Here is a 24,787-nt window from a genome sequence, read left to right as displayed (position 1 = left end):
ACAGTGGTCGTCTGCGATAACGCGGGGAATCTGGTGCCCCGCGGTGTTCCGGGGTTCATCGCGAGCTTGCTCGCTCCTACAGGTTCAGCGATTTCCTAGCGGGAGGTTTCAACCTTCAGCACTTCGGTTTGAGTGGCCTCGACCGTCTGGCCGGCGCGGAAATCCTGCAGGTGCGCCACGACTTTCGGGTCGACGATGGTGACGACTTGCTCGTTTCCGTCCGGATGCAGCAGCACCATCTGCTTGTTCGTCACGTCGACGCGGGTGACCTTCAGGGTGACCTTGATGGTGCGATACATCTCTCCGCCCGGCAGGTTGTCGGGGGAGGCGCGGTTGGTCCAGGTGTCGTTGCTTACCGCAGGCTTGCCACCGACGTCGGTGTCCAACACGTAATCGATGGAGCGGGTGACGCGAATATCGACCTTGTCGCCGACTTTCAGGTTGTGCAGTGCCTTGGCCTGGTCGGTGAGCTGGAAGGGGACCGGGCGCTTGTCCAGGCCTTCGATGGTGACTTGATGCTTGGGCGAATCCACCGCCAGGACCCGGGTCTGGAAGTGTTCGGTGGAGGCTTCGCTGTTCAGCGGGATTTCTTCTGCATGGGCTGCAAGGCTGGCAGTGGCCAGCACGGATGCCAGAGCGAGCGAGTGAAGTCGTTTCATAGGCCAGCGTTCCATGTGATGGGTGACAGAGCGGCGCGCAGGGTATCACTCCGGCACGCGGTGCCCGTGGGCCAGAGCATAGTCAGTGAATGGCGAATTCGTTGCACGAAGTGTCAAGAGACCAACCCCCACACAAAACCCCGTCGGAGCGAGGCTTGCCCCAATGTCAGTCAGTTAAGAGATTGAACAGGTAATGAAGACATTGTGGTGAGGGGATTTATCCCCGCCCACCAGACAACCCTTCAGATCTGCTCCAGCAACCACGTCCGAAACGCAATCAGCGACGGCAGCATTTCGTTGCGCGGTGGGTACGTCAGGTAGTAGCTGCGCTGGCTGGCGAAGGGCAGGTCGAGGCTGATCAGCTCGCCGGCGGCCAGCTCATCGGTCACCAGAATGCGCGGCACCAGGCCGATGCCGATGCCGGCGCGCACGGCCTGGATCAGGTGCGAGGTGAGTTCGAAGCTCGGTCCCAGGCGCATCATACGATGGGGCAGGTGGTGGTGGCTGAACCATTCGCCCCAGACGTTGGCGTTGCTCGCGACGTTGAGCAGCGTCTGGCTGCCGATGCGCTCCGGGGTCCAGTCGTCGTGCAGCAGCGCGGTGTCCGGGGAGATGACCACCAGCAGCTCCTCGGTGTGCAGGCGATGGCTGATCAGCCCCGGCAGGTCGGCGGCACCGACGACGATCGCGGCGTCGATGCCGCTGGTTTCGAAGTCGATGGCGTCGATCCGCGAGTTGATGTGCACCAGCATGCCGGGGTGGGTCTTGTAGAAGTCATGCAGGCGCGGCAGCAACCATTTCGAGCCGAAAGTGGGCAGGGTGGCCAGTCGCAGGGTGCCACGGCCGGATTGATAGGCCATGGCCTGCAAGGTCGCGCTGCGAATGCGTCCCAGGGCTTCGCTCAGCTCGCGCTGATACAGGCGACCGACATCGGTCAGTTGCACTTGCCGGCCTTCGCGGCGGAACAGGCTCAAGCCCAATTGCTGCTCCAGCGCCTGAACCTGGCGACTGACGGCGCTCTGGGTCAGCGACAGCTCGGTGGCGGCCCGGGTATAGCTTTCATGTCGGGCGGCGGCTTCGAAGGCCAGCAATAACGACATCGATGGCGTGAGGTGACGGTAATTCATTCATAAAACTCATCGATAGCGGCAGGAATTTCCGGTTGTCTGACGCCGGAGCCCGCGAGATCATTGGTGTAACTGACGGGCCGAGACTGACCCATTAATGTTCTGGCGACAAGAGTATTGAGTTTTCCATGATGAAATCGACCACCCAACAGTCTTCAATGATCGCTCGGTTGCCCGTCGTCGCTCCCGCGGCCCAATACCCGGACTTTCTGCAAGCCCTTGCCGCCAGCGGCTTTCAAGGCCAGATCAGTGCCGACTACGCCACCCGTACGGTGTTGGCGACGGACAACTCGATCTACCAGCGTCTGCCGCAAGCGGCGGTGTTTCCCCTGGATGCGGACGACATCGCGCGCATCGCGACGCTGATGGCCGAGCCGCGTTTTCGCCAGATCAAACTGACCCCGCGCGGCGGCGGCACCGGCACCAACGGCCAGTCGCTGACCGACGGTATCGTGGTCGACCTGTCACGGCACATGAACACCATTCTGGAAATCAACGTCGAAGAACGCTGGGTGCGGGTGCAGGCGGGCGTGGTCAAGGACCAGCTCAATGCCGCGCTCAAGCCTCACGGGCTGTTTTTCGCCCCTGAGCTGTCGACCTCGAACCGCGCCACCGTCGGCGGCATGATCAACACCGACGCCAGCGGCCAGGGCAGTTGCACCTACGGCAAGACCCGCGACCACGTGCTGGAACTGCACAGCGTGCTGCTCGGCGGCGAGCGCCTGCACACCCGTCCCTTGTCCGATGCCGAACTGGACGTGGCCTGCGAGCAACCCGGCCGCAGCGGCGAGGTGTACCGGGTGGCTCGCACTATTCAGGAAACCCAGGCCGAGCTTATCGAGTCCGTGTTCCCCAAACTCAATCGCTGCCTGACCGGTTATGACCTGGCGCACCTGCGCGACGAGCAGGGCCGTTTCAACCTCAACAGCGTGCTGTGCGGAGCGGAAGGTTCGCTGGGCTACATTGTCGAAGCCAAGCTCAACGTGCTGCCGATTCCGAAGTATTCGGTGCTGGTGAACGTGCGCTACGGCAGCTTCATGGACGCGCTGCACGACGCCAACGCGTTGCTGGCGAAGAAGCCGCTGTCGATCGAGACCGTGGATTCCAAGGTGCTGATGCTGGCGATGAAGGACATCGTCTGGCACAGCGTCGCCGAGTATTTCCCAAGCGACGCCGAGCGCCCGACCCTGGGCATCAACCTGGTGGAATTCTGCGGTGACGACGCCGCAGAAGTGAACGCCCGCGTCGCGGCCTTCGTCGAGCACCTGCAGGCCGACACCACCATCGAGCGTCTGGGCCACACCCTGGCCGAAGGCGCCGCCGCCGTGAACCGCGTCTACACCATGCGCAAACGCTCGGTGGGTCTGTTGGGCAACGTCGAGGGTGAGATTCGTCCGCAGCCGTTCGTCGAAGACACTGCGGTTCCGCCTGAGCGCCTGGCCGACTACATCGCTGAATTCCGTGCCTTGCTCGACGGTTATGGCCTGGCCTACGGCATGTTCGGCCACGTCGATGCCGGCGTGCTGCACGTGCGCCCGGCACTGGACATGAAAGACCCGGCCCAGGCGGCGCTGGTCAAGCCGATTTCCGACGCGGTGGCCGAACTGACCCGGCGTTACGGCGGGCTGCTGTGGGGCGAGCACGGCAAGGGCCTGCGCTCGGAATACGTGCCCGATTTCTTCGGCGAACTGTACCCGGCGCTGCAATCGCTCAAGGGCGCGTTCGACCCGCACAACCAGCTCAACCCGGGCAAGATCTGCACGCCGCCAGACGCTGGCGAAGGCTTGCTCAAGGTCAACGAAGTGACGATGCGTGGCGATCTCGATCGGCAGATCGACGAGCGCGTCTGGCAGAGCTTCGACACTGCCATGCACTGCAATGGCAACGGCGCCTGCTACAACTACGACCCCAACGACGCGATGTGCCCGTCGTGGAAAGCCACCCGCGAACGCCAGCATTCGCCGAAGGGCAGGGCGTCGCTGATTCGCGAATGGTTGCGTCTGCAAGGCGCGGCGGATATCGATGTGCTGCAGGCGGCGCGCGGCAAGTTGTCGTGGCTGGGCGGGTTGCCGGCGCGCCTGCGCAACAACCTGTCCCGTTCACGGGGCGAGGCGGATTTCTCCCATGAAGTATATGACTCGATGGCCGGCTGCCTGGCCTGCAAATCCTGCGCGGGACAATGCCCGATCAAGGTCAACGTGCCGGATTTCCGCTCGCGTTTCCTCGAGCTGTACCACGGCCGTTATCAGCGCCCGATGCGCGACTACCTGATCGGTTCACTGGAATTCACCATCCCTTACCTGGCCCGCGCCCCGGGCCTGTACAACGCGGTGATGGGTTCGAAGTGGGTGACGCGCCTGCTGGAGCAGCAGATCGGCATGGTCGACAGCCCGCTGATCCACCGCCACAACCTGCAGACCACCCTGGCTGCCTGCAAAGTCGCCGTTGCCAGCGTGCCGGCCCTGCGCGAACTGAGCGCCAGCCAGCGTGAACGCAGCGTGGTGCTGGTGCAGGACGCCTTCACCCGTTACTTCGAAACGCCGTTGCTGGCGAACTTTATCCAGCTGGCGCATCAACTGGGCTACCGCGTGTTCCTCGCGCCTTACAGCGCCAACGGCAAGCCGTTGCATGTCCAGGGTTTCCTCGGCGCCTTTGCCAAGGCCGCGATCCGCAACGGCACCCAGCTCAAGGCCCTGGCCGATTGCGGCGTGCCGCTGGTGGGGCTCGATCCGGCGATGACCCTGGTCTATCGCCAGGAATACCAGAAAGTCCCGGGCCTGAATGACTGCCCGAAGGTCCTGCTGCCCCAGGAATGGCTCATCGACGCCTTGCCTGAAATGCAGCAATCCGCGGCCCAAACCTACCGCCTGATGGCCCACTGCACGGAAAAAACCAACGCCCCGGCCGCGACCTCGCAATGGGAAAAACTGTTCACCCGCATCGGCCTCAAACTGGTCACCGAAGCCACCGGCTGCTGCGGCATGTCCGGCACCTACGGCCACGAAGCCCGCAACCAGGAAACCTCGCGGACCATCTTCAACCAGTCCTGGGCGGGCAAGCTGGACAAGGAAGGGGAGGCGCTGGCCACCGGTTATTCATGCCGCAGCCAGGTGAAGCGTCAGGCGGACGTGCAACTGCGTCACCCGCTGGAGGTGGTGCTGGAGCATGTTGTCAGCCGGTGAGCCGACCTGATTTCGCGGTGTACGCCCTCCAACTGTGGGAGCGAGCCTGCTCGCGATGCAGGCAAAGACACCGCGGAGAATCAGGCACCCAGCGTCATCGTTAACGACCATCGCGAGCAGGCTCGCTCCCACAGTGGTTCGGTGTTGATCACCAGTTTTGTGTTCACCACATAATCTGTGGGAGCTGGCTTGCCAGCGATGGCGGTATGTCAGCCGACATCAATGGCACAGACACTCCCTCTTCGCGGGCAAGCCCGCTCCCACAGGGTTGTTGTGTTGATTGGGAGAATGTAGTCAGACACGAAAAAGCCCGGCTGATCAGACCGGGCTTTTTTGTGGGTGTAGCGGTGAGGCGAAGAGCTTAGGCGATGGTGTTGCCTTTCAGGCGATCGGAGCCATCAGCGGCAACAGTGTTGCCTTTCAGGCGGTCGGAACCATCAGCGGCGACGGTGTTACCTTTCAGGCGGTCGGAGCCATCGGCGGCAACAGTGTTGCCTTTGAGGCGATCAGAGCCATCGGCGGCAACAGTGTTGCCTTTCAGACGATCAGAACCGTCAGCTGCAACCTCATTACCTTTCAAACGATCCGAACCATCAGCAGCTACTGCGTTACGTTTTTCCAGCAGGCGATCAGCGCCACCTTCGGCAACACGATTCTGTTGCAGGCGGTCAGAACCACCTTCAGCCACACGGCTTTCGATCAGCCGATCCGAGCCGCCTTCGGCGACTACAGGTTGAGCGGAAGAAGCGGCAAAAGCGTTCACTGCGAAAACCGAGAAAACGATGCTGAGGATGGTTTGGCGTTTCATGATCGTGTGCTCCGGGTGAAATGTGTTTGGTATGGAGCAGATGTTACGCCGCAGGATTTTTAAGAGAACTTCATTGAGGTGATTGTGAACATCGACGGGATTGATAGGGCCGCAGATACACCACCGGTCCCGGTGATAACCCATACCCTGTAGGAGCGAGCATGCTCGCGATGGAGGCAAAGCCACCGCGGGGTGTCAGGTGCCCAACGTCATCGTTGACGACCATCGCGAGCGTGCTCGCTCCTACAGGGGAATGCGGTTAATCCATTGATTACATTGCGTATCAACAGTAATGCGCCCACGCACCGTTATCACCAACACCGTTCGCAAATACAGTGACCCAAACAGTTTGACGGAGCAGGTGTCTTCAATGATCAAGAGCATGATTAAAGCGGCAGGATTGGCAGCATTCCTCGCCGCAAGCGCAACCATCCCGTTGGCCCAGGCGGAACCCCTGCCACTGGATAAAACCGGCTCCATCCACAACGAAGATGTGGAATGGCGCAGCTTTCCGGCCTTCCCCAAAGAAGTAAAACTCGCGGTCATCGCCGGCGATCCCGGCAAACCCGCACCCTACGTAGTACGCGTCAAAGTCCCCAACGGCATCAAGCTCATGCCCCATGTCCACCCGGAAAACCGCATCTACACCGTCATGTCCGGCGTGTTCTACATCGGTTTCGGTTCCGTGTTCGATCCGGACAAACTGGTTGCCTATGGTCCGGGCAGCGTCGTAATCCTTCCGGCCAACACCCCGCATTTCCATTGGGCCAGATCGGGCGAGTACATCTCCCAGGTCTACGGCACGGGGCCGCTGGGGATCGAGTACATCGACAAACACGATGATCCTCGCAACGCCTCGAAATGATGAAATCGCCGCGGAACCACAGGCGGGTACCGTCGCAGTTCAGACCTTGTTGAAGAAAACGGGCGCCACCAAGGCGCCCGTTTTTACTTAGCCCTTCACCCGCGCTCGCAAGCGCCACCCTATCACCTGCATCAAATTACAGCCCGATTAGCCCTCAGATCCTTCACACTCTCCCAGAATTTTAAACATCTCCCCAAAGTTCCCCGTTGCCCCCCAACCCCAACTCACCGAAGCTATCCTCTAATCCGCATCCCAACCGGCGAGATGGACCTCTATCCATGCAAACCCCCACCCAACGCCCCCTCTGGAACACATACCTGCTTTTCCTCGCCCCGATGGTCCTGTCGAACTTCCTGCAATCGATGTCCGGCACGGTCAACAGCATCTACATCGGTCAGATGCTCGGCACCCAGGCGCTGGCGGCTGTGTCGGGCATGTTTCCGATCATTTTCTTCTTCATCGCCCTGGTCATAGGCCTGGGGGCGGGCGCGGGGGTGTTGATCGGGCAGGCGTGGGGCGCGCGGGAAACGCATCTGGTCAAGGCGATTGCTGGCGCAACCTTGATGTTGGGGGTGCTGATTGGGTTGGTAGCCGCGGTGGTGGGCAGTATTTTTGCGCGTCCTTCTTTGATGGGCCTGGGAACGCCCGCTGATGTGCTGGACGATGCAGTGGCCTATGCCCATGTGATGTTGTGGTTCATGCCGTCGCTGCTGGTGTTCGTGCTATTCACGCAGTTGTTGCGCGGGGTGAGTGACACCCTGTCGCCGTTGCTGGCGCTGGTGGTGTCGACCGTGATCGGTCTGGCGCTGACGCCGGCGTTGATACGCGGCTGGCTAGGCATTCCTCCGCTGGGGATTCAGAGCGCGGCGTTTGCCGGGTTGGCGGGCAACCTGGCGGCGATGGGTTGGCTGGCGTGGCGGCTGATTCGCAAGGGCCATCCCATGGCGCCGGACCGGGAGTTCTTCGCGGCGATGAAGCTGGATTGGGCGATCCTCGGCAAGGTGTTGCGCATCGGCCTGCCCACCGGCCTGCAGATGGTGGTGCTGTCGCTGTCGGAACTGGTAATTCTGGCGCTGGTGAACCAGCACGGTTCCCAGGCGACGGCGGCTTATGGTGCGGTGACGCAGATCGTCAATTACGTGCAGTTCCCGGCGCTGTCGATTGCCATCACCGCATCGATCCTCGGCGCCCAGGCAATCGGCGCAGGGCACATCGAGCGCATCGGCGCGATTCTGCGCACGGGTTTGCTGATCAACGTGTGCCTGACCGGTGGCCTGGTGGTGTTGGGGTATCTGCTGTCGCACTGGCTGCTGGGCTCGTTCCTCACCGAGGAATCGACCCTGAGCATGGCCGATCATCTGCTGCACATCATGCTGTGGAGCCTGCTGGTGTTCGGCTTCCAGGCGATCATCGGCGGCATCATGCGCGCCAGTGGCACGGTGATGGTGCCGGTGATGATTTCGATCATCTGCGTTGTGGGCGTGCAACTGCCGGTGGCTTATCTGCTGGATGCACGGTTCGGCCTGCAAGGGGTGTGGATGGCGTTTCCGGTGGCGTATCTGGGGATGCTGGTGCTGCAGACGCTGTATTACAAGCTGGTGTGGAAGCACCAGAAGATCGAGCGGTTGGTGTAAACAGTTCGGTGTGTATCGCTGTGTAAGATCGCCCCCGAACATACAGGCAATTACAAAGGCCCGGATCGCCTGATACATCGCGATGGCAAGGTTGACCTCTACCTTCCACCCGAGCTTTTTCGATGAACAAATTACTGTCCGCCCTGGCGCTTGGTTGCGCCCTGGGCCTGTCACTCTCCAATGCCGCCTACGCTGGTCAAATGGCCAGCCATTCGGAGGTACAGATGTCTGTCGCCTACCGCAGTATCAAGGTCGATGACCTGACGATTTTCTACCGTGAAGCCGGGTCGCCGGATAAGCCGACCTTGTTGCTGCTGCACGGCTTTCCAAGTTCTTCGCGCATGTACGATCCGCTGTTGGCGCGCCTGGCGCAGCAGTACCATCTGGTGGCGCCGGATTATCCGGGCTTTGGTCACAGCGATGCGCCGGATTCCAAGGCGTTCGCCTATACCTTCGATCATCTGGCCAGTGTCATGGTGCATTTCACCGAGGCCCTGGGCCTGAACAAATACTCTTTGTATGTGCAGGACTACGGCGGCCCGGTGGGTTTTCGGATGATGCTGGCCCATCCGGAGCGTTTGCAGACGCTGATCGTGCAGAACGCGGTGTCCCACGAGGATGGTTTGGGGCCGTTGTGGCAGAAGCGCCGTGAGTTCTGGGCCGATCGCGCGGCGAACGAGGCGGGGTTGCGGGCGAGCTTTTTCTCGCTGGCCACGACAAAGCAACGGCATGTTGGGCGCAATCCGGATATCGAGGTGTTCAATCCGGATCTGTGGACCGACGAATTCAATTTCCTGAACCAGCCGGGGCAGGCGGATATCCAGAGCGACCTGTTCTACGACTATCGCAACAACGTGGCCAGTTATCCGAAGTGGCAGGCCTGGCTGCGCGAACATCAACCGCCGACGCTGGTGGTGTGGGGCCGGTTCGATCCCTCTTTTGATGTGGCCGAAGCGGCGGCGTACCAGCGGGATCTGCCGAAGGCACAGGTGCATGTGCTGGATGCCGGGCATTTTGCGCTGGATGAGAAGCCTGGGGAGATTGCCGGGCTGGTGGCTGACTTCCTTGGGCGGCATGTGGGGAAGTAGAAATCGGGGTGCAGGAGCGAGGCTTGCCCGCGAAGGCGGTCTGGCAGCCGACCTGACTTTTGCGGGTGCACCCGGTTCAATTGTAGGAGCGAGCTTGCTCGCGATGGTCGTCAACGATGACGCTGGCTGCCTGATGCCCCGCGGTGTTCTCACGTTCATCGCGAGCATGCTCGCTCCTACAAAGACTCGGCGGTGGAGGGTGTGGTTTTTCTGCAGGCGGAGCAAAATTGGGGAAGGTGTCAACCGACAGGCCTGATCGCCTGGGGAGGTTTCCATGAACCCCTTGTCCCATTCCATCCTGCAGGACCGCTCCGACGCCGGTCGGCGTCTGGTCGAGCTGCTGCGACCATACGCCCATCGCTCCGATGTGATTCTCCTCGCCTTACCCCGCGGCGGGGTGCCGGTGGCTTATGAAGTGGCTGCGGCGCTGGGTGTTCGGCTCGACCTGATGCTGGTGCGCAAACTCGGCGTGCCGTCCCGCCCGGAGTACGCCATGGGCGCGATTGCCAGTGGTGGCGTCCTGATTCGTAATGAAGAGGCACTGCGCGCGCACCCGATCGACAAGGCCGGGTTCGATGCCGTGGTGGCCCGGGAAAGCCTGGAACTGCTGCGACGCGAACAGGTGTATCGCGGCTCGCGCCCGCCGCTTGAACTGGAGGGGCAGGTGGTGGTCCTGATCGACGACGGTCTGGCCACCGGCGCCTCGATGAAGGCGGCGATCCGCGCGGTGCGTACGCAGGCGCCGGCGCGCATCGTGGTCGCCGTGCCTGTGGCGCCGATCGAAACGGCCGAGACGCTGCGCAGGGAAGTGGACGAGCTGGTCTGCCCGCTGTACCCGGACTGGTTCACCTCGATCGGGCACTGGTACGTGGATTTCTCCCAGACCTCGGACAGGGAAGTAATCGATCTGTTGCAACGGGCGTGGCAGCGCGAGGCGAGTGCCAGCCAGCGCTGAGTGAGCGCAATGTTCACTGGCATAAACAGCCGATCTTTGCTTTAGTCCTCCTGTTGCTGGCATGGCTGTGTTCGACACTTCACCTATCAGGGCGTCCGGGCCCGGAGTGTTCCATGAACCCTCGATTCCCGCGTTTCTTCGCAGTGGTCGCTATCGTTGCGCTCGATACTGTCGCCGGCGCTCACGCCGCCGAATACATCGACGTGAACCCCACGGCCAGCACCATCAGCTTCACCTACAGCCAGATGGGTTCGAGGGTCTACGGCACCTTCGACAAATTTCAAGGCGACCTGGACTTCGACACCGCTCACCCCGATGCGGCCCACGCCAAACTGACCATCGAACTGGCCAGCATCAATGTCGAGAGCGAAGACGCCAAAACCGAACTGCCCAAGCCAGCCTGGTTCGATACGGCCTCTTATCCGCAGGCGGTCTTTGAATCGACTCGCGTCAAGGATCTGGGCAATAACCGCTACACAATCACCGGCAACCTCACCCTCAGAGGGCAGACGCGAAAAGTGGACGTGCCCGTGTTGCTCAAGGCCGAGGGCGGTGTCGGTATCTTCGCCGGCGAGCTGACGGTCAAGCGTAACGACTTCAAGATCGGTGAAGGCGAGTGGGCCGACAGTGTTGTTTCCAACGATATCAATATCCAGTTTCGAATGGTGGCGCCGCAGCGTTAGCGTTCGCCAGTGAACGGTCAAATATCACAGGGAGAACAAGATGCCGAAGAAAATCCTGGTCGCGTTCGATGGAACCTGGAATTTGCCTGATCAGGCGCCGGAAATAGACGGCGATTCCAGTACCAATGTCGTCAAGTTGCAGGAAGCCGTGTTGCCCAAACACACCGACGGCACGGTGCAAAAGACCATCTATGTTCCGGGGGTGGGCACTGACTGGTACGACAAGCTGGAAGGCGGCGCCTTTGGGGTCGGTTTGTCGAAACGCATCAAGCAAGGCTATCTGGAACTGGCCAAAATTCATGAAGACGGGGACGAGGTTTTCGTCATCGGTTTCAGTCGTGGAGCCTATTCGGCCCGCAGCCTGGTGGGGTTGATTCGAAATGTCGGGCTGCTGACCAGGAAAAACGTCAAGCACATCGATGAAGCCTACAGCCTGTATCGCACTCGGGATTCAAGCGCGGATACGGAAAACGCCAGGTTCTTTCGCCAGCGTTACTCGAAGGAGATTGGCATTCATTTTCTGGGCGTCTGGGACACGGTCGGCGCGCTGGGCATTCCCTTCAAATCCGCCGAATGGTTCAACCACACGTTCTATGAGTTTCACGACACCGAACTCAGCGGCATTGTGCGCAATGCCTTCCATGCCGTTGCCATCGACGAGAACCGGGCCAACTACGAGTGCACCCTGTGGGACCCGATCGCCAAGCCCAATCAGGTGATGGAACAGGTGTGGTTCTGCGGTGCCCACGCCAATGTTGGCGGCGCCTATGCCAACAATGATCTGTCGGATGTGCCGCTGCGCTGGATGGCGGACAAAGCGGCAACCTGCGGGCTGGAGCTGGACCCGAACAAAATTCCCCCGCCGCCCAAAGTGTTGGCCGACATCACCGACTCGTATGAAAGTTTTCTTGGCGGCACTTACCGGCTCTTGAATGCGCGTTATTTCCGCCCGATCGGCAAGACACCGTTTGGCCAGGAGTGCTTCGATGACAGCGTGCAGCAGCGAGTCGCCACGATCGGAAACTATCGCCCGAAAAATCCGGTGGACATTTTCCTGACTGGCACCTACCGCCCGGTGAAAAAAATCACCTGATTGCGGAGTGAAGGGTTTGTAGGCCAGGGTGAGGCTATCGCGAATCGGCTTGCTCCCACAGTGGTCCGTGCCGTTCAAAAATCATGTGTTCAAACACAAATCCTGTGGGAGCGGTAAAAATCTCAACGCCCGGTCCGCCTTGCACGGACCGGGCGTCATTCGAACTCACATCAGCGCACGGAGATTGGCGCGGTCACCGTCTTGCCGTAGCCCGAGGTGATAGTCGCGGTCGGACTCGCTGATGGGCCGGCACCATTGAGGTTGACCGTCAATTTCCAGCGAGCCCCGGTGCCGGTTGGCGTGAGGGTGGCGGCGCCGAGATTGAGCGGGCCTGCGATCGTCGTCACCGTCACCATGATCGTATTGCCCGAACCCCGCGACGTAGTCCCTGACAGTTCGTAGGTGTAGCGGCTATTGCTGCGCACCGTGACCGAAGCGCTGCTCACCACCAGGTCTTCGTTGACCGTCGGCGCTGGCGTTACCGCCACCGAGACGGTCGCCGGTTCCGAGACGGCATCCTTGGCGTCACTGGCCTGATAGGTGAAGGTCGCGGTGAACGGTCCGGGGGCGGTGGCCGGTGGCGTGTAGATCACACGGGTACCGTCGGTGGTGACCGTGCCCTTGCCGGAGTCCGGCTGATTCAGGCCCACCACCTTGAGCGGCACGTTGCCGTCCGGATCGGTGTCGTTGGCCAGCACGTTGATGGTCACCGCTTGGCCGTTCTTGCTGGTGCCGCTGTCCGGGTTGGCCACGGGTTTTTTGTTGTTGTCATCATCGTCTTTACCGTCGCCACCGGTGCGGAAGGTTGGCAGTGCGGCGGTGGCGACGTAGGTGACACCGTCCCAGCCAGGCAGCGGTGTTGGCATCAACTGGAACTGTCCCGGACGCTCGATATCCCAGCGCAGCAACATCGAGGTGTCTTCATGCTGGGTGTTGTGACAGTGCTCCATGTAGGTCCCGGCGAATTCGCGGAAGCGGATCGCGATATCCACATCGACCGAGCTGTCGATGCCCTCACCGATTCGATACACGTCCTTGCGTGCCCATTTTTCCCATTCCGGTGGCGCCTTGCCGTCGCGGCTGAGGACGATGCCTTCCTCGAAGTGCACGTGAACCGGGTGGTTCCAGCCGTTGCCGCCGTTCTTGATCTTCCACACTTCCAGGGTGCCGTCGCCGCTGTAGCCGCCATCGGTCGGTCCGGTGGACAACTGGGCAGCCGCAGTGAGCCGGCGTGGGTCCATGGCGTAGCCGAAACCGCCGTCGGTCTTGATGGTCCATGGCTCTTCGTCGGTGCCATCGGAGCGGCCAAACAGGAACTCGCGATGCCTGGCCAGTTTGAGCTTGGCCTGGACGGTCGGATCGTCACGGTTGAGGGTCAGCGGGATCATGGTTTTGCCTGCCGGCTTGCCGGGTTTGGCCGGCTCGTAATCGGCCGGGTTCATGCTCACGTCGGTGCCGCTGTAAGGCTGCACCACCATTTGCAGGAATTTGCCGACCACCGGATCACCCTTGTCCCATTCCTGGCCCTTGCTGCCGAGCTTGATCACTGCCTTGTACTTCTCGGACAGCACGTCGGCCAGTTTCAGCGGTTCGTCTTCCGGCCCCTTGCCGGTCTGGTGTTCCATCAGGTTGACGAAGTACAGCTTGTCGCCGGTCTTGATCCCGTTTTTCGCGAAGTTGACGATGATGTCGAAGCGCTCGGCGATGCCTTGGGTCGGCAGGATCGCGTTGTGGTTCTGCAGGTCGCCATCGCCATCCAGGTCCATGCTGCCGTCGAACGGTACGGCGTGTTCCATGATGTTGCCGTCGTTGCCGATCATGTGGAACGGCACGCGGGTGTAGGACAGATTGGAGCCCGCAGGACCTGGGTATTCGCCGCCGTTACCGGCGACTTCACGCACCAGGGCGATCCTGAAGTAGCGCGACACCGAGCCGTTGAGAATGCGAAAGCGATAACTGCGCGCGCGCACTTTCAGGGTGGGCTGGTACTGCCAGTTGACCAGGATCTGATCGCCCAGGAAGCCGTCGGTGTTGAACGGGTTAAACCACAGCTGGCCGTTCTTGTCCCAGGCCTTGTCGGCGATCATCAGGTTGACGTCGTAGTCACGGTTGCCCCATGGCAACGCCGAGCCACTGGGCAGGCGCAGGTTGACGCCGTCCTCGAGCGCTTCATTGCCGCGATCCATGGCGCTGTAGTAGTTCATCATCACCGCGTTGCCCTTGTAGACGTTCTGCGCGGTGAAATCGAGCATGTGGTCGTGGAACCAGTGGGTGCTCATGGTTTCGCGCCAGTCGCCGCGGATCTTGATCGTACCGTTCTGGCAGGTCTTGATTCCCGGCGTGGCATCGTTGACGAACAGGGTTTCGCCCGGTGCGCAGGGGAACGCCGCGCGCGGATCTTCGGCCCGGGTGTTGATGGTGTCGTAGCCGGCCAGTTGCATCGGCCAGCGATAGTCGTAGTACTGACCGGGGAAGAAAAACGCGTTGGTGTAGCCGTCGCTCTCCGCCGGGTTGTGGCCGTTGTGTTCGTGGGTGCTGATGGTGTGCAGGCCAAAGCCCATGTTGGCGGCAGGGTCGAGCGGCAGGGCGTTGTAGTGGCGCATCAGCACTGGCTGGCCGTAGCGCACCATCAACAATTTCGGCGGGAAGGTGCCGTCGAAGGTCCACAGTGCCTTGTGGCTCTGGATCGGCATATTGGGGTGGAAGCGGGTGTCGATGCCCTTGGTCGTGCCTTTGGTCGTCGGAACGTCCGATGTCTGATAGTAGAGGCCGTTGGCGGCAAACTCACCCACGGCATAGTTGTGCATCTGCCTGCGGTCACGCATGCCGCCGTTGAGCTTGGCGCCGGCCTGCACGGTCTTGAAGGCGACCTGCGGGTAGAACTCGTTCCAGCGCTGATGCGACCAGCCCTTTCCTGGCGGACGACCCTCGGCGGGCGAGCCCACCGGATGGCGGTTGAGGAAGGCTTCGATCTGGCTCTTCCAGGGATTGCGATCCAGGGAGTTGGCGTACTGCGTCGGAAACGGGTAAAGGCCGGGCTGTTTCATGAAGGCTTCCAGCGCGGTGCTGGACGGGCCACTACGGGCGATGCTTTCCGGATCCTGCTGCGGTGCCGGGCCGACGGTGGGCACCGGGAAGGTCAGCGGTGGTGCCGGCAGGGTCGGGTCGAGTTTTTCCGTACCGAACTCCTCGAACAGCAGCAGTTGCTGGGTATAGGGCTGCGCCCCGAACAACGGGCTGGGCTTGCCGTTGGTGGGGTAGTTGAACGAGGTCTGCAGGCTGGGCGGCAGCACGTTTTCGGTGGTTGGTGTTTTGCGGGTGCCGTACACGCCGTTGGGCAGTGCGATTGAGCCCTGGTTGGCGTCCGGATAAGTGTTGATGGCGTCCAGTGCGGCGGCGGCTTCTGCCGCGTTTGCAGGTGGGTTGTAATAGGCCGAGGGGTCTGTTGGCGGTGGCTGGCTTTCATCGTCGAGCGGTGAAGCACTGGCCGTGGCGAGGGTGATGAGAATCGCTGCGCAAGTCGCCCCGGACCTTCGTGCATAGCGGGTTGATGTGGACTGCGGTTTTGCGCGTTTCATGTCGGGACCCCTCGCGTCATGCCAAATCGGCGAAACCCGCCATCCTCGTAGCGGGACGACAGCTGCTGCGGGTGCAAAGTGCCATGCAACGGGCGAGCCCGACTTTAGTCCTATATGGAAAGCTCAAGATAATTAGGTAGTTGTTTCCAGGTGTGTATTTTTGCTGGTGGGGAAAGTGGGGGATATTCCTCATTTCTGGGGGAAAAAGCCTTATTTCATGGGGTTACTGACCCAGTTTTACCCGGTGTTGCAAAATTGACGCGTTAAGGGTGAAAATGAGAGTCATTATCAGATAATTTTTGTATCGGGTCTTGTCCATGTCCTCTGCCGATCTCTCGCAGCAACGTGCCGTGCATACGCTTTATGAGGAGCACCACAGCTGGTTGTGTGGATGGCTGCGTAAACGGCTCGGGTGCAATCACCATGCCGCCGATCTGGCTCAGGACACCTTCATTCGCGTACTGACCCAGCGCAAAACCCTTGGGTTGCGCGAACCTCGCGCGTATCTGAGTACCATCGCCCGCAGTCTGATGATCGATATGTTCCGGCGCCGCACACTTGAGCAGGCGTATCTCGAAACGCTGGCCAATATCCCGGAACCGGTCGTGATGTCCCCGGAAACCCGTTCGCTGATCATCGAAACACTGATGGAAATCGACCGCCTGCTCGACGGCCTGGGTGAGCGAACCCGTGAGATTTTTCTGCTGGCCCAGCTCGATGGCCTGAGCTACGTCGAGATCGGCCGGCGCCTGAATGTCTCGGTGACCACGGTGAAGAAACATGCGGTGCGAGCCTTGACCCACTGCCTGTTGCTGATCGAGGACTGAACCGTGGCGCACCCTCAACCGCTGGATTACGCCACCCTCGAAGCCGCCGCCCGCTGGTACGTGGACATGCGCGGTGAAGCGCCCAGTGAAACCACGCGCCGGGCACACCAGCGCTGGCTGGAGCGTGACCCTCGACACCGTCAGGCATGGGAGCGCCTGGGGCGCCTCCAGGACAAGCTGGAACAGGTGACCCCTGACATCGTCCGACCGATCCTGAGCAGCGCCAGGGCCAAACGCCGCGATGTGCTCAAGGTCTTGTCGATTCTGTTGATGGCCGGCGGGGCGGGGACACTGGCCTGGAACACTACTGCATTGCCGACCTTGATGGCCGACCAGCGCACCGGCACCGGCGAACGTCGCCGCATCCGGCTGGACGACGGCACTCAGTTGCAACTCAATACCGCCAGCGCCGTGGACATTCGCTACAGCGAGACCCTGCGTGAAGTGCGGTTGCTGGCGGGTGAAATCCAGATTCAAACCGCCCGCGACGAGCGCAGAAGGCCCTTCGTGATCCACACCGCAGAAGGCAGCATCCGCGCGCTGGGCACTCGTTTTGTTGTGCGCCGCGAAGCAGACCTGACCCAGGTTTGTGTGCAGGAGCATGCGGTAGAAGTACGTGCGGCCAACGTGCCGGCTACCGCTATGCGGGTGGATGCCGGTCAGCAACTGAGTTTCGGACGGGACTTTATCAACGCTCTGCAACCGGCCAACCCCCAGGCCGATGCCTGGACCCGCGACATGCTGGTGGTCAATGACTGGCGCCTGGGAGATTTCGTCGACGAATTGCAGCGATACCGCCCCGGCCATCTGGGCTGTGATCCGGCGGTGGCGGCGCTGCGGATATCAGGTGCCTTTCACCTGGGCAGCACCGACACCATCCTCGATAACCTGACCTCGACGTTGCCTGTGCGTATCCGCCGATTCAGCCGCTTCTGGGCCACCGTGGAACCGCTCGTGTAGCAGCAGGCTTCGCCAGCTGCTACAGGGATTGTATTTATGGAGCCGGGGGGTTATCGATTTCGATTCTCGTTCGACTTGGTAGTTAGAGGCGCAAATAGACGCCGTCATTCACTACCGCTAACGGGCGAAAAGGACACTGCATGACCCCTCGCAACTCCCATCTGAGCATTTCTTCCCGCCAGCTTTCCGTCAGGCCCTTGAGCCGCGCCATCCACGGCGCGCTGCTGGGCATGGCGCTGGTCGCCCCATTGGGCATGACACTGGTGGCGCAGCCCGCGTGGGCCCAGACCACGGGCGAAACCGAATTCGACATTCCGGCAGGTCCCCTGGGCTCGGCGTTGACCCAGTTCGCAGGCACTGCCGGGGTGACGGTGTCCTTCGAGCCGGCCAATGCAAATGGCCAGAAAACCGCCGGATTGCGCGGCCGTTATTCAGTGGACGCGGGCCTGCGCCAATTGCTGGCCGGGAGCAAATTGCAGCCGGTGCTGCATGACAACGGCAGCTACTCGCTGTTGCCGGTGGTGGACGCGGGGGCGGCCCTGCAATTGGGGGCCACCAGCATTACCGGAGTTGGCGTGGAATCGGCCTACGGTCCGGTGGACGGCTACGTCGCCACCCGCAGCGCTACGGCCACCAAGACCGATACGCCGATTCTGGAAATCCCGCAGACCATCAACGTGGTCACCGCCGATCAGGTGGAAGTCCAAGGCGCGCGCAACATTACCCAGGCCCTGCGTTACACGCCAGGGGTGAACACCGGTGGCTTCACCGATCGCAACTCAATCGCCGACGAGATCACCAGCCGTGGTTTCGCGCCGACGCCGCTGTATCTGGATGGCGCTTATATCCCGTACGCCGGCAGCCTCGGCGGCGCGCCGCAGATCGATCCCTACACCCTGGAACGCATCGAAGTGCTCAAGGGCCCGTCGTCGGTGCTCTACGGACAGAATCAGCCGGGCGGCCTGATCAACATGGTCTCCAAGCGCCCGACCACCGAGCAGCGCAGCCAGGTCAAACTGGGGGCGGGCAGCTATAACCGGGTCAACGGTGCCTTCGACACCAGCGGGCCGATCGACGAGCAGAAGCAGTTCAGCTATCGCCTGATCGGCGTGGCCGACAAAGGCAACGAAATGGTCGAGCACAACGAGAGCGAGCGCATGTTGCTGGCGCCGAGCCTGACCTGGGCGCCGACCGAAGACACCTCCCTGACCTTGCTGGCGCAGGTCCAGCGCGATGATGGCGTGCCCGATTACCAGTCGCTGCCGCGTATCGGCTCGCTCGACCGCGGCCCCAACGGCGAACGCATCAACCGCGACTTTTTCTCCGGCGACACCAATTTCAACGATTACAAACGTGACCAGTACGTTTTCGGCTACGACTTCAGCCACAACCTCAGCGATGATCTGAAGTACCGCTCTACAGCGCGTTACACCGACGTGCGCGACCGCTACAAGGGCTTCTACCTGCGCAGCTTCGTCACCGATGATGATGGCGTGACCGACTACACCCGGGCCTATCGCACCAAGCTTGACTGGCGCCAGCACAACATCGCCTACACCATCGATAACAACCTGGAATACAAATTCAACACCGGCGCCCTGGAGCACACCACCCTTGCAGGTGTGGATTATCGGCATTTCAACCGCAAGTACGATGGCTATAACGCCTATAACGTTTTGCCGGTCAATCTGTATGGCAAGAACAACTTCGACACCAGCAGCGTGGTTCCAGTACTCGATACGAAATGGGACAACACCTTGCGCCAGACGGGTCTGTATGTGCAGGACCAGATCAAGCTGGACCAGTGGATCCTGACCATCGGCGGCCGCCAGGACTGGGCGGAAATCGATAACAAGGACTTGCTCGCCTCGACCCACGAAGCCAAGCGCGACAACAAATTCACGGGTCGTGTTGGCCTGACCTACGTCACCGAGTTCGGCCTGGCGCCTTATATCAGCTATTCCGAGTCGTTCCTGCCGACGCTGGGCACCGCGGCGCCGCAACGGGGCGGCAAGTCTTTTGACCCCACCGAAGGCGAACAGTACGAAGCAGGTGTGAAGTACCAGCCGTTCGAGAAAACCCTGATCACTGCGTCGGTGTATCAGATCAAGCAGAAAAACGTGCTCACGGGCGATGACGACTATCCGGACTACATGTCCCAGAGTGGGGAAGTGCGCTCGCGCGGCGTCGAACTTGAGATCAAGTCCAGTCTGGATAACATCGACCTGATGGCGGCCGCCAGCTACATGGACTCGTTCTACACCAAGGACACCTGGGGCAACGAAGACAACCGCAACGAGGCGCAGGCGCCTGTCTCGGCGTCGATGTGGATCGACTATCACTTCACCCAGGCCACGCTCAACGGCCTGACGTTCGGCGCCGGCGCCCGCTATACCGGACGCAAGCCGGGTGACGCGGCCAACTCGTTCGACGTGCCATCCTGGGTCGTCTATGACACCACCGTCAGCTACGACCTGGGCAAACTCGACCCGAGCCTGCGCGGATTGCAGACCCGTCTGAACGTGCAGAATATTTTCGACCGTGAGTATGTGTCCGACTGCAACTACTCGTTCGGTTGCTACTACGGGCAAGAGCGGGTGGCTTCGGTTGAGATGACGTACGACTGGTGATGGTCTGACCTTGATTCGGCGGTGTGGCGAATGACGCCTTCGCGGGCAAGCCCGCTCCCACAGGGTTTTGTGTCGTACGCCCAACCTGTGGGAGCCGGCTTGACCGCGAAGAGGCCATTCAATCCAGTACGATACTTCGCGGCATGGGGGGCTCCAGCCATGGCTGGCCAATCCAGTTGCAAGCCAGAACAGGTTAATATGGCGCACCGCAACCGGAGTTCTCGCCCGCAATGCCCCAGATCACCCACTACAAAACCCCGTGCCCCGAGCACATCAACAGCCAGATCCTGCAGATGGTGGTCGACAACCTGACCGACATCAGCGCGATCGCGATCCCGCCGAGCAACCTGCTCTACAACGTCTATCAATATGCGATCGGCTTTGAGGTGCACCTGTATCTGGAGGCGCTGAACGGGGCGAAGGGCATCGATGTGGAGCTGATCGTCGCCACCGATCTGGACGACCCGGAGCAGGTCACGGGGTTCCTGCTGTACTTGCCGGTCAAGGATGATCCCGAGGCTTGCGGCGTGGCCTATATGGCGGTGCACGCCGGCCATCGGCGCCAGGGCATTGCCCGGCGGATGCTGCGCGAGATGCTCGCCCGCTATCCCCATGCCGAACTGACTTGTGCGGTGGCCAAGGTGCCGTATTTCGAGGCGATGGGTTTTCAGGTGGTGGGCGTACGCGCGACCCAGGTGCTGATGAACACCCGTGATCACGGCAGCGATGGTTTGATGGCACTGCTGGACGTGGCATCGATCTACAGCTCGCTGGAGGTGCGGCAGATTCATACGTACCTGCTGCAGAAAAACGGCAAGCGCGCGATGCAGGATGCGGAAAAGCAGCGCGACCGGCATCTGGATCAACTGACGCGCAAGGCCCAGGATTTTGTGCGTGAGCGGTTGGGGGACGATGCGGTGCCGGTGAGTGGGCCGCGGTTGCGGTTGGTCTAGCAAATCGTCCAAATACCCCGAAAACTTGTGGGAGCGGGCTTGCCCGCGATGAGGCCGTGTCAGTCGCCATTGATGTTGCCTGACACTCCGCAATCGCGGGCAAGCCCGCTCCCACAGGGATTTGAGTCGACGTTCAGAAACACCAAGCCCGGCCAAAAGCCGGGCTGTCGGATTAAAAAAGAGCCTCAAAGCTCTTTGATGGGGAGAAGTGGAGCCATTGAGGCTCAAGATGCGCATGAAGCAGGCGGTGAGCTTGATAGGGGTTCAGTACACTCACCACCTGCGCAACGGCTTGGACAAGCAAGCGGCTGCGCAACTTCATCGTAGGAACATGGGGGGTCGCCCTCAAGTACCGCACGTCTAATCCTCCCACAAGTGTCAGCTTCCGACGTTTCGTTCTCCCGGCCAACCGGCCTGTTTCAAGGCTTTGAGCAGCGTTTGCGCATCCAGTCCCGATACCGCATGTCCATTACCTTCGGTCGTTTCGGCGGCGAGCAGGGCGTTGATGATCGCTTCTTCCACCGCTTCGGTGGCCGCCAGAAACAAGTCGCTGATGTGATCGTTATTGACCATGCTCAGATGGTCGGTGGTCGGCGCGCGTTTGCGCTCGTAGGCGGCGGGCGGCACGTGGGAATTGCCGGTGGCGAACGCGATGAAAATGTCACCGCTCTGGTCCTCGTTGCCGCCGCCGGTGCGAGCCAGTCCAAGGCTGGCGCGTTGAGCAAGACGGGTGCATTGATGCGGCAGCAGCGGCGCATCGGTGGCCAGGCAGACCACAATCGAACCCATGCCCGGATGCGGCAGCGCAGCCTTGATGAGCGGCGAGTCGTCCGGCGTGAGGTAGCGTCCGACCGGGTAGCCATCGACACGCAATTCCTGACGCTTGCCATGGTTGGCCTGAACGATGGCGCCGACTGTCCAGCCGCCCTGGTCAGCATCGAGCCGTCGCGAAGCAGTGCCGATGCCACCTTTGAACTCATGGCAGACCATGCCGCTGCCACCACCGACATTACCTTCGGCCACCGGTCCGCCCACCGCCGAGTTCACCGCCTGCGCGACATGCTCGGGTTTCACGTGAAAACCGTTGATGTCGTTGAGCAAGCCGTCGAAGGTCTCCAGCACCACCGGCATGTTCCAGTAGAGCCGCCCGTCGTCCCGCTGCTGCTCGCGGTCCAGCACGATCAGGGCGTCGCGCACCACGCCCAGGCTGTGGGTGTTGGTGAACGCGATTGGGCTGGTCAGCAGGCCGGCCTCGCGGATCCATTCCAGGCCCGTGGCGTCGCCGTTGCCGTTGAGTACGTGGACGCCGGCGAAGCACGGCTGCGCAGTGGTGGAACCGGCGCGAGGTTCGATCACGGTGACGCCAGTCAGGATGTCACGGCCCTGTGCGGTGCGCCCCCGCACTTCACTGTGCCCGACTCGCACGCCTGGCACGTCGGTGATGGCGTTGAGCGGGCCGGGTTGCAGTTGGCCGAATTGGATGTTCAGGTCGCGGGCACGTGGTTTCATGGGGGTTCTCATCATAAAAAGTTGGCTGATCAGTTACTTCACAAACACCACAGATCCCTTGTGGGAGCGGGCTTGCTCGCGAAAGCGGTGTGTCAGGCAATACATGTGTCGATTGAAACACCGCATTCGCGGGCAAGCCCGCTCCCACATGGGTTAGGTGGTGTGCTTACTGTCCGTTTTTGACCTTGCTCCAGATCCGCGTCCGCACCCGTTCGGTGGCGGGCGGCAGGGGTTGCAGAGTGAAGAGGGTGGCCAGGGCTTCGGTCGATGGATACACCGCCGGATTGCTGCGGGTGGCTTCGGCGACCAGTGCCGTCGCATTGCGATTGCCGTTCGGATAGTTCAGATGATTGCTCACCGGAGCGATCACCTCGGCACGCATCAGATAATCAATGAACGCCAGCCCCTGCTGCGGATGCGGCGCATCCTTGAGTAGCACCAGGGTGTCGAACCACACCGGCGCGCCTTCCTTCGGCAGGCTGTAGGCGATCTTCACGCCGTTGCCGGCCTGCTCAGCGGTGGTCTTGGCTTCGAGCATCGCACCTGACCAGCCCACCGCCACGCAGATGTTGCCGTTGGACAGGTCGCTGATGAATTTCGACGAGTTGAAGTAGGCGATGTGCGGGCGCAGTTTCAGCAACAGCGCCTCAGCCTTCTTGTAATCCTCGGGGTTGGTGCTGTTGGGCGGCAGGCCGAGATAGTGCAGGGCCACCGGAAGCATTTCCGAAGGCGAGTCGAGCATCGCCACGCCGCATTCGCCGAGTTTGGCCAGGTTCTCTTCCTTGAACACCAGGTCCCAGGAATCCACCGGCGCCTTGTCGCCGAGCGCCGCGCGCACCTTGTCGATGTTGTAGCCGATGCCGTTGGTGCCCCACAGGTATGGCACGGCGTACTGGTTGCCCGGGTCGTTGTGGGCCAGTTTCGCCAGCAGGTCGCTGTCCATGTTCTTGAAATCGGGCATTTCGGCACGGGGCAGCGGAGCGAGGGCGCCGGCCTTGATCAGCGTCGGCAGACTGTAGTTGCTGGACACCACCACGTCGTAGCCGCTGCGGCTGGTCAGCAGTTTGCCTTCCAGCACCTCGGCGCTGTCGAAGGTGTCGTAGACCGGCTGGATCCCGGTGTCGCGCTTGAAGTCATGCAGAGTGTCGGGGCCGATGTAGTCATACCAGTTGTAAACGTGAACGGTCGGGCCTTCGGCCGCCACCGCCGACAGCGCAACCGTCAGGCACGCGCCCAACCCCAGATTGAAATACGAGCGGTGACCACTCATGATGCGGCACTCCTGGCCTGCTGCGGCCGGTGATGTTCAGGAGCTTGCAGCGTATCGATCAGGGTAGCCGTTACCCATTCCCATCATGGGTTACTCGAAAGGGGTAGTGCGTGGACGCGTTGTTCAAAGAGTTGCCGCTGCACCAGGGCCTGGCGCGGATGTTCGGCGTGGTGGGCGAGGACGGGTTCTGGCGTGCGCTGGTCGATACCCTGCGGCTGTTGGTACCGCTGGACAACGCACTGGTGGCGCTGATGCAGGCCGGGAGAGTGCCGCGCCTGCTGGTGGATTTCGACTACCAGAGCGATGGCGATGAGCAGGAAGAACTGGCCGATTACAGCGCCGGCATGTACCTGCTCGATCCGTTTTATCAGGCGGTTTGCGCCGGTATTGCCGACGGTTTGCACAGCCTCGATTCGGTGGCGCCCGACCAGTTTCAGCAGAGCGAGTATTACCTCAGCTACTTCTGCAAAGTGGTGGGCGGGGATGAGTTGCAGTTCATGGTCAATGTCGATGGCGCCGTGCTCGGCCTGTCCCTCGGGCGCTCAACCCGTTTCAGCCTCGAAGAGCAGGGGCGGTTGCTGTGCGTACGCGACTGGGTGCTGGCCGCCATGCGCCGACACCTGCAACTGCTGCCACCGGAAGGCCCCGCTGTGGAGCCCGCCGCCGGTGACATGGCGACCCTGCTCGACCGCTTCGACGCCCGCCTGACGACCCGGGAAATCGAAACCGCGCGCCTGATCCTGCAAGGCTTCTCCAGCAAGGCCATCGCCCAACAAATGGGCATTTCGCCCGAGACTGTGAAAGTGCATAGGCGCAACCTCTATCACAAGCTCAACGTCAACGGACACGGCGAGTTGTTCGCCCTGGTCCTGCGGCCGCATTGACGGCCAATGATGAACCCTGTGGGAGCGGGCTTGCTCGCGAAAGCGGTGTGTCAGTCGACATATCCGGTGACTGACCTGACGC

General features: G+C 61.4%; 18 protein-coding genes. 12 read left to right on the top strand and 6 right to left on the bottom strand.

Annotated elements, in window-relative coordinates; all coding sequences use genetic code 11:
- Positions 1 to 95 precede the first annotated feature (95 nt).
- Positions 96 to 659, bottom strand: coding sequence for a hypothetical protein (locus ACW9JE_RS11785; protein ID WP_457432844.1), 564 nt, complete (start codon positions 657 to 659; stop codon positions 96 to 98).
- A 242-nt stretch (positions 660 to 901) separates the two neighbouring features.
- Positions 902 to 1,786: a LysR substrate-binding domain-containing protein gene (locus ACW9JE_RS11780; protein WP_457432843.1), complete on the bottom strand. Its 885-nt coding sequence runs from the start codon at positions 1,784 to 1,786 to the stop codon at positions 902 to 904.
- 158 nt (positions 1,787 to 1,944) lie between these two features.
- Here ACW9JE_RS11780 and ydiJ point away from each other — a divergent pair, with 158 nt between their 5' ends.
- The gene (ydiJ, locus tag ACW9JE_RS11775) at positions 1,945 to 4,968 is read left to right on the top strand and encodes a D-2-hydroxyglutarate dehydrogenase YdiJ (protein WP_457432850.1); all 3,024 of its coding nucleotides are present in this window, start codon (positions 1,945 to 1,947) and stop codon (positions 4,966 to 4,968) included.
- A gap of 361 nt (positions 4,969 to 5,329) precedes the next feature.
- Here the strand turns inward: ydiJ and ACW9JE_RS11770 are convergent, their stop codons facing one another.
- Complete coding sequence (locus ACW9JE_RS11770) at positions 5,330 to 5,776, bottom strand: hypothetical protein (protein WP_457432849.1); 447 nt, start codon at positions 5,774 to 5,776, stop codon at positions 5,330 to 5,332.
- A gap of 370 nt (positions 5,777 to 6,146) precedes the next feature.
- Between ACW9JE_RS11770 and ACW9JE_RS11765 the strand changes: the two genes are divergently transcribed.
- From ACW9JE_RS11765 to ACW9JE_RS11740, 6 genes are all read left to right on the top strand, one after another.
- On the top strand, positions 6,147 to 6,641 hold the full coding sequence (locus ACW9JE_RS11765; protein ID WP_457432842.1) for a cupin domain-containing protein: 495 nt from the start codon (positions 6,147 to 6,149) through the stop codon (positions 6,639 to 6,641).
- 278 nt (positions 6,642 to 6,919) lie between these two features.
- The gene (locus ACW9JE_RS11760; protein ID WP_224533003.1) at positions 6,920 to 8,275 is read left to right on the top strand and encodes an MATE family efflux transporter; all 1,356 of its coding nucleotides are present in this window, start codon (positions 6,920 to 6,922) and stop codon (positions 8,273 to 8,275) included.
- A gap of 122 nt (positions 8,276 to 8,397) precedes the next feature.
- A complete protein-coding gene (locus tag ACW9JE_RS11755; RefSeq protein ID WP_224533002.1) occupies positions 8,398 to 9,363 on the top strand; it encodes an alpha/beta fold hydrolase in 966 nt (321 codons plus the stop codon).
- 274 nt (positions 9,364 to 9,637) lie between these two features.
- Positions 9,638 to 10,318: a phosphoribosyltransferase gene (locus ACW9JE_RS11750; RefSeq protein WP_224533001.1), complete on the top strand. Its 681-nt coding sequence runs from the start codon at positions 9,638 to 9,640 to the stop codon at positions 10,316 to 10,318.
- A gap of 113 nt (positions 10,319 to 10,431) precedes the next feature.
- Positions 10,432 to 11,001 (top strand): YceI family protein, encoded by a 570-nt coding sequence (locus ACW9JE_RS11745; protein WP_457432840.1) that lies wholly within the window; start codon positions 10,432 to 10,434, stop codon positions 10,999 to 11,001.
- Between the two features lie 40 nt (positions 11,002 to 11,041).
- Positions 11,042 to 12,094: a DUF2235 domain-containing protein gene (locus ACW9JE_RS11740; protein WP_457432839.1), complete on the top strand. Its 1,053-nt coding sequence runs from the start codon at positions 11,042 to 11,044 to the stop codon at positions 12,092 to 12,094.
- Positions 12,095 to 12,264: 170 nt separating this feature from the next.
- Here the strand turns inward: ACW9JE_RS11740 and ACW9JE_RS11735 are convergent, their stop codons facing one another.
- Positions 12,265 to 15,672 carry an Ig-like domain-containing protein gene (locus tag ACW9JE_RS11735; protein ID WP_457432838.1) on the bottom strand — a complete coding sequence of 1,136 codons (3,408 nt, stop codon included), beginning with the start codon at positions 15,670 to 15,672 and terminating at the stop codon, positions 12,265 to 12,267.
- Between the two features lie 317 nt (positions 15,673 to 15,989).
- Here ACW9JE_RS11735 and ACW9JE_RS11730 point away from each other — a divergent pair, with 317 nt between their 5' ends.
- The 4 genes from ACW9JE_RS11730 (at position 15,990) to ACW9JE_RS11715 (ending at position 21,042) form a co-directional block, all read left to right on the top strand.
- Positions 15,990 to 16,499 (top strand): sigma-70 family RNA polymerase sigma factor, encoded by a 510-nt coding sequence (locus tag ACW9JE_RS11730; RefSeq protein ID WP_457432837.1) that lies wholly within the window; start codon positions 15,990 to 15,992, stop codon positions 16,497 to 16,499.
- Positions 16,500 to 16,502: 3 nt separating this feature from the next.
- On the top strand, positions 16,503 to 17,459 hold the full coding sequence (locus tag ACW9JE_RS11725) for a FecR domain-containing protein (RefSeq protein WP_224532996.1): 957 nt from the start codon (positions 16,503 to 16,505) through the stop codon (positions 17,457 to 17,459).
- Positions 17,460 to 17,599: 140 nt separating this feature from the next.
- On the top strand, positions 17,600 to 20,089 hold the full coding sequence (locus ACW9JE_RS11720) for a TonB-dependent siderophore receptor (RefSeq protein ID WP_457432836.1): 2,490 nt from the start codon (positions 17,600 to 17,602) through the stop codon (positions 20,087 to 20,089).
- Between the two features lie 230 nt (positions 20,090 to 20,319).
- Entirely contained in the window at positions 20,320 to 21,042 is a 723-nt protein-coding gene (locus ACW9JE_RS11715) for a GNAT family N-acetyltransferase (RefSeq protein WP_224532994.1), read from the top strand.
- Positions 21,043 to 21,420: 378 nt separating this feature from the next.
- Here the strand turns inward: ACW9JE_RS11715 and ACW9JE_RS11710 are convergent, their stop codons facing one another.
- Together ACW9JE_RS11710 and ACW9JE_RS11705 are read right to left on the bottom strand one after the other, a co-directional pair.
- The gene (locus tag ACW9JE_RS11710) at positions 21,421 to 22,551 is read right to left on the bottom strand and encodes a DmpA family aminopeptidase (RefSeq protein WP_457432835.1); all 1,131 of its coding nucleotides are present in this window, start codon (positions 22,549 to 22,551) and stop codon (positions 21,421 to 21,423) included.
- Positions 22,552 to 22,717: 166 nt separating this feature from the next.
- Positions 22,718 to 23,821 (bottom strand): extracellular solute-binding protein, encoded by a 1,104-nt coding sequence (locus ACW9JE_RS11705; RefSeq protein WP_457432834.1) that lies wholly within the window; start codon positions 23,819 to 23,821, stop codon positions 22,718 to 22,720.
- 110 nt (positions 23,822 to 23,931) lie between these two features.
- Between ACW9JE_RS11705 and ACW9JE_RS11700 the strand changes: the two genes are divergently transcribed.
- Complete coding sequence (locus ACW9JE_RS11700) at positions 23,932 to 24,705, top strand: helix-turn-helix transcriptional regulator (protein WP_457432833.1); 774 nt, start codon at positions 23,932 to 23,934, stop codon at positions 24,703 to 24,705.
- The last annotated feature ends 82 nt before the right edge of the window (positions 24,706 to 24,787 follow it).

It is taken from the genome of Pseudomonas sp. SDO55104_S430, assembly GCF_054070595.1.
The sequence above is the reverse complement of the archived record's forward strand: the minus strand, read 5'-3'. Positions and strand labels throughout refer to the sequence as shown.

Coding starts and splice junctions, on each gene's coding strand:
- ACW9JE_RS11785 (WP_457432844.1), bottom strand. CDS start 659: ATGAAACGACTTCACTCGCTCGCTCTGGCATCCGTGCTGGCCACTGCC.
- ACW9JE_RS11780 (WP_457432843.1), bottom strand. CDS start 1,786: ATGAATTACCGTCACCTCACGCCATCGATGTCGTTATTGCTGGCCTTC.
- ydiJ (WP_457432850.1), top strand. CDS start 1,945: ATGATCGCTCGGTTGCCCGTCGTCGCTCCCGCGGCCCAATACCCGGAC.
- ACW9JE_RS11770 (WP_457432849.1), bottom strand. CDS start 5,776: ATGAAACGCCAAACCATCCTCAGCATCGTTTTCTCGGTTTTCGCAGTG.
- ACW9JE_RS11765 (WP_457432842.1), top strand. CDS start 6,147: ATGATCAAGAGCATGATTAAAGCGGCAGGATTGGCAGCATTCCTCGCC.
- ACW9JE_RS11760 (WP_224533003.1), top strand. CDS start 6,920: ATGCAAACCCCCACCCAACGCCCCCTCTGGAACACATACCTGCTTTTC.
- ACW9JE_RS11755 (WP_224533002.1), top strand. CDS start 8,398: ATGAACAAATTACTGTCCGCCCTGGCGCTTGGTTGCGCCCTGGGCCTG.
- ACW9JE_RS11750 (WP_224533001.1), top strand. CDS start 9,638: ATGAACCCCTTGTCCCATTCCATCCTGCAGGACCGCTCCGACGCCGGT.
- ACW9JE_RS11745 (WP_457432840.1), top strand. CDS start 10,432: ATGAACCCTCGATTCCCGCGTTTCTTCGCAGTGGTCGCTATCGTTGCG.
- ACW9JE_RS11740 (WP_457432839.1), top strand. CDS start 11,042: ATGCCGAAGAAAATCCTGGTCGCGTTCGATGGAACCTGGAATTTGCCT.
- ACW9JE_RS11735 (WP_457432838.1), bottom strand. CDS start 15,672: ATGAAACGCGCAAAACCGCAGTCCACATCAACCCGCTATGCACGAAGG.
- ACW9JE_RS11730 (WP_457432837.1), top strand. CDS start 15,990: ATGTCCTCTGCCGATCTCTCGCAGCAACGTGCCGTGCATACGCTTTAT.
- ACW9JE_RS11720 (WP_457432836.1), top strand. CDS start 17,600: ATGACCCCTCGCAACTCCCATCTGAGCATTTCTTCCCGCCAGCTTTCC.
- ACW9JE_RS11715 (WP_224532994.1), top strand. CDS start 20,320: ATGCCCCAGATCACCCACTACAAAACCCCGTGCCCCGAGCACATCAAC.
- ACW9JE_RS11710 (WP_457432835.1), bottom strand. CDS start 22,551: ATGAAACCACGTGCCCGCGACCTGAACATCCAATTCGGCCAACTGCAA.
- ACW9JE_RS11705 (WP_457432834.1), bottom strand. CDS start 23,821: ATGAGTGGTCACCGCTCGTATTTCAATCTGGGGTTGGGCGCGTGCCTG.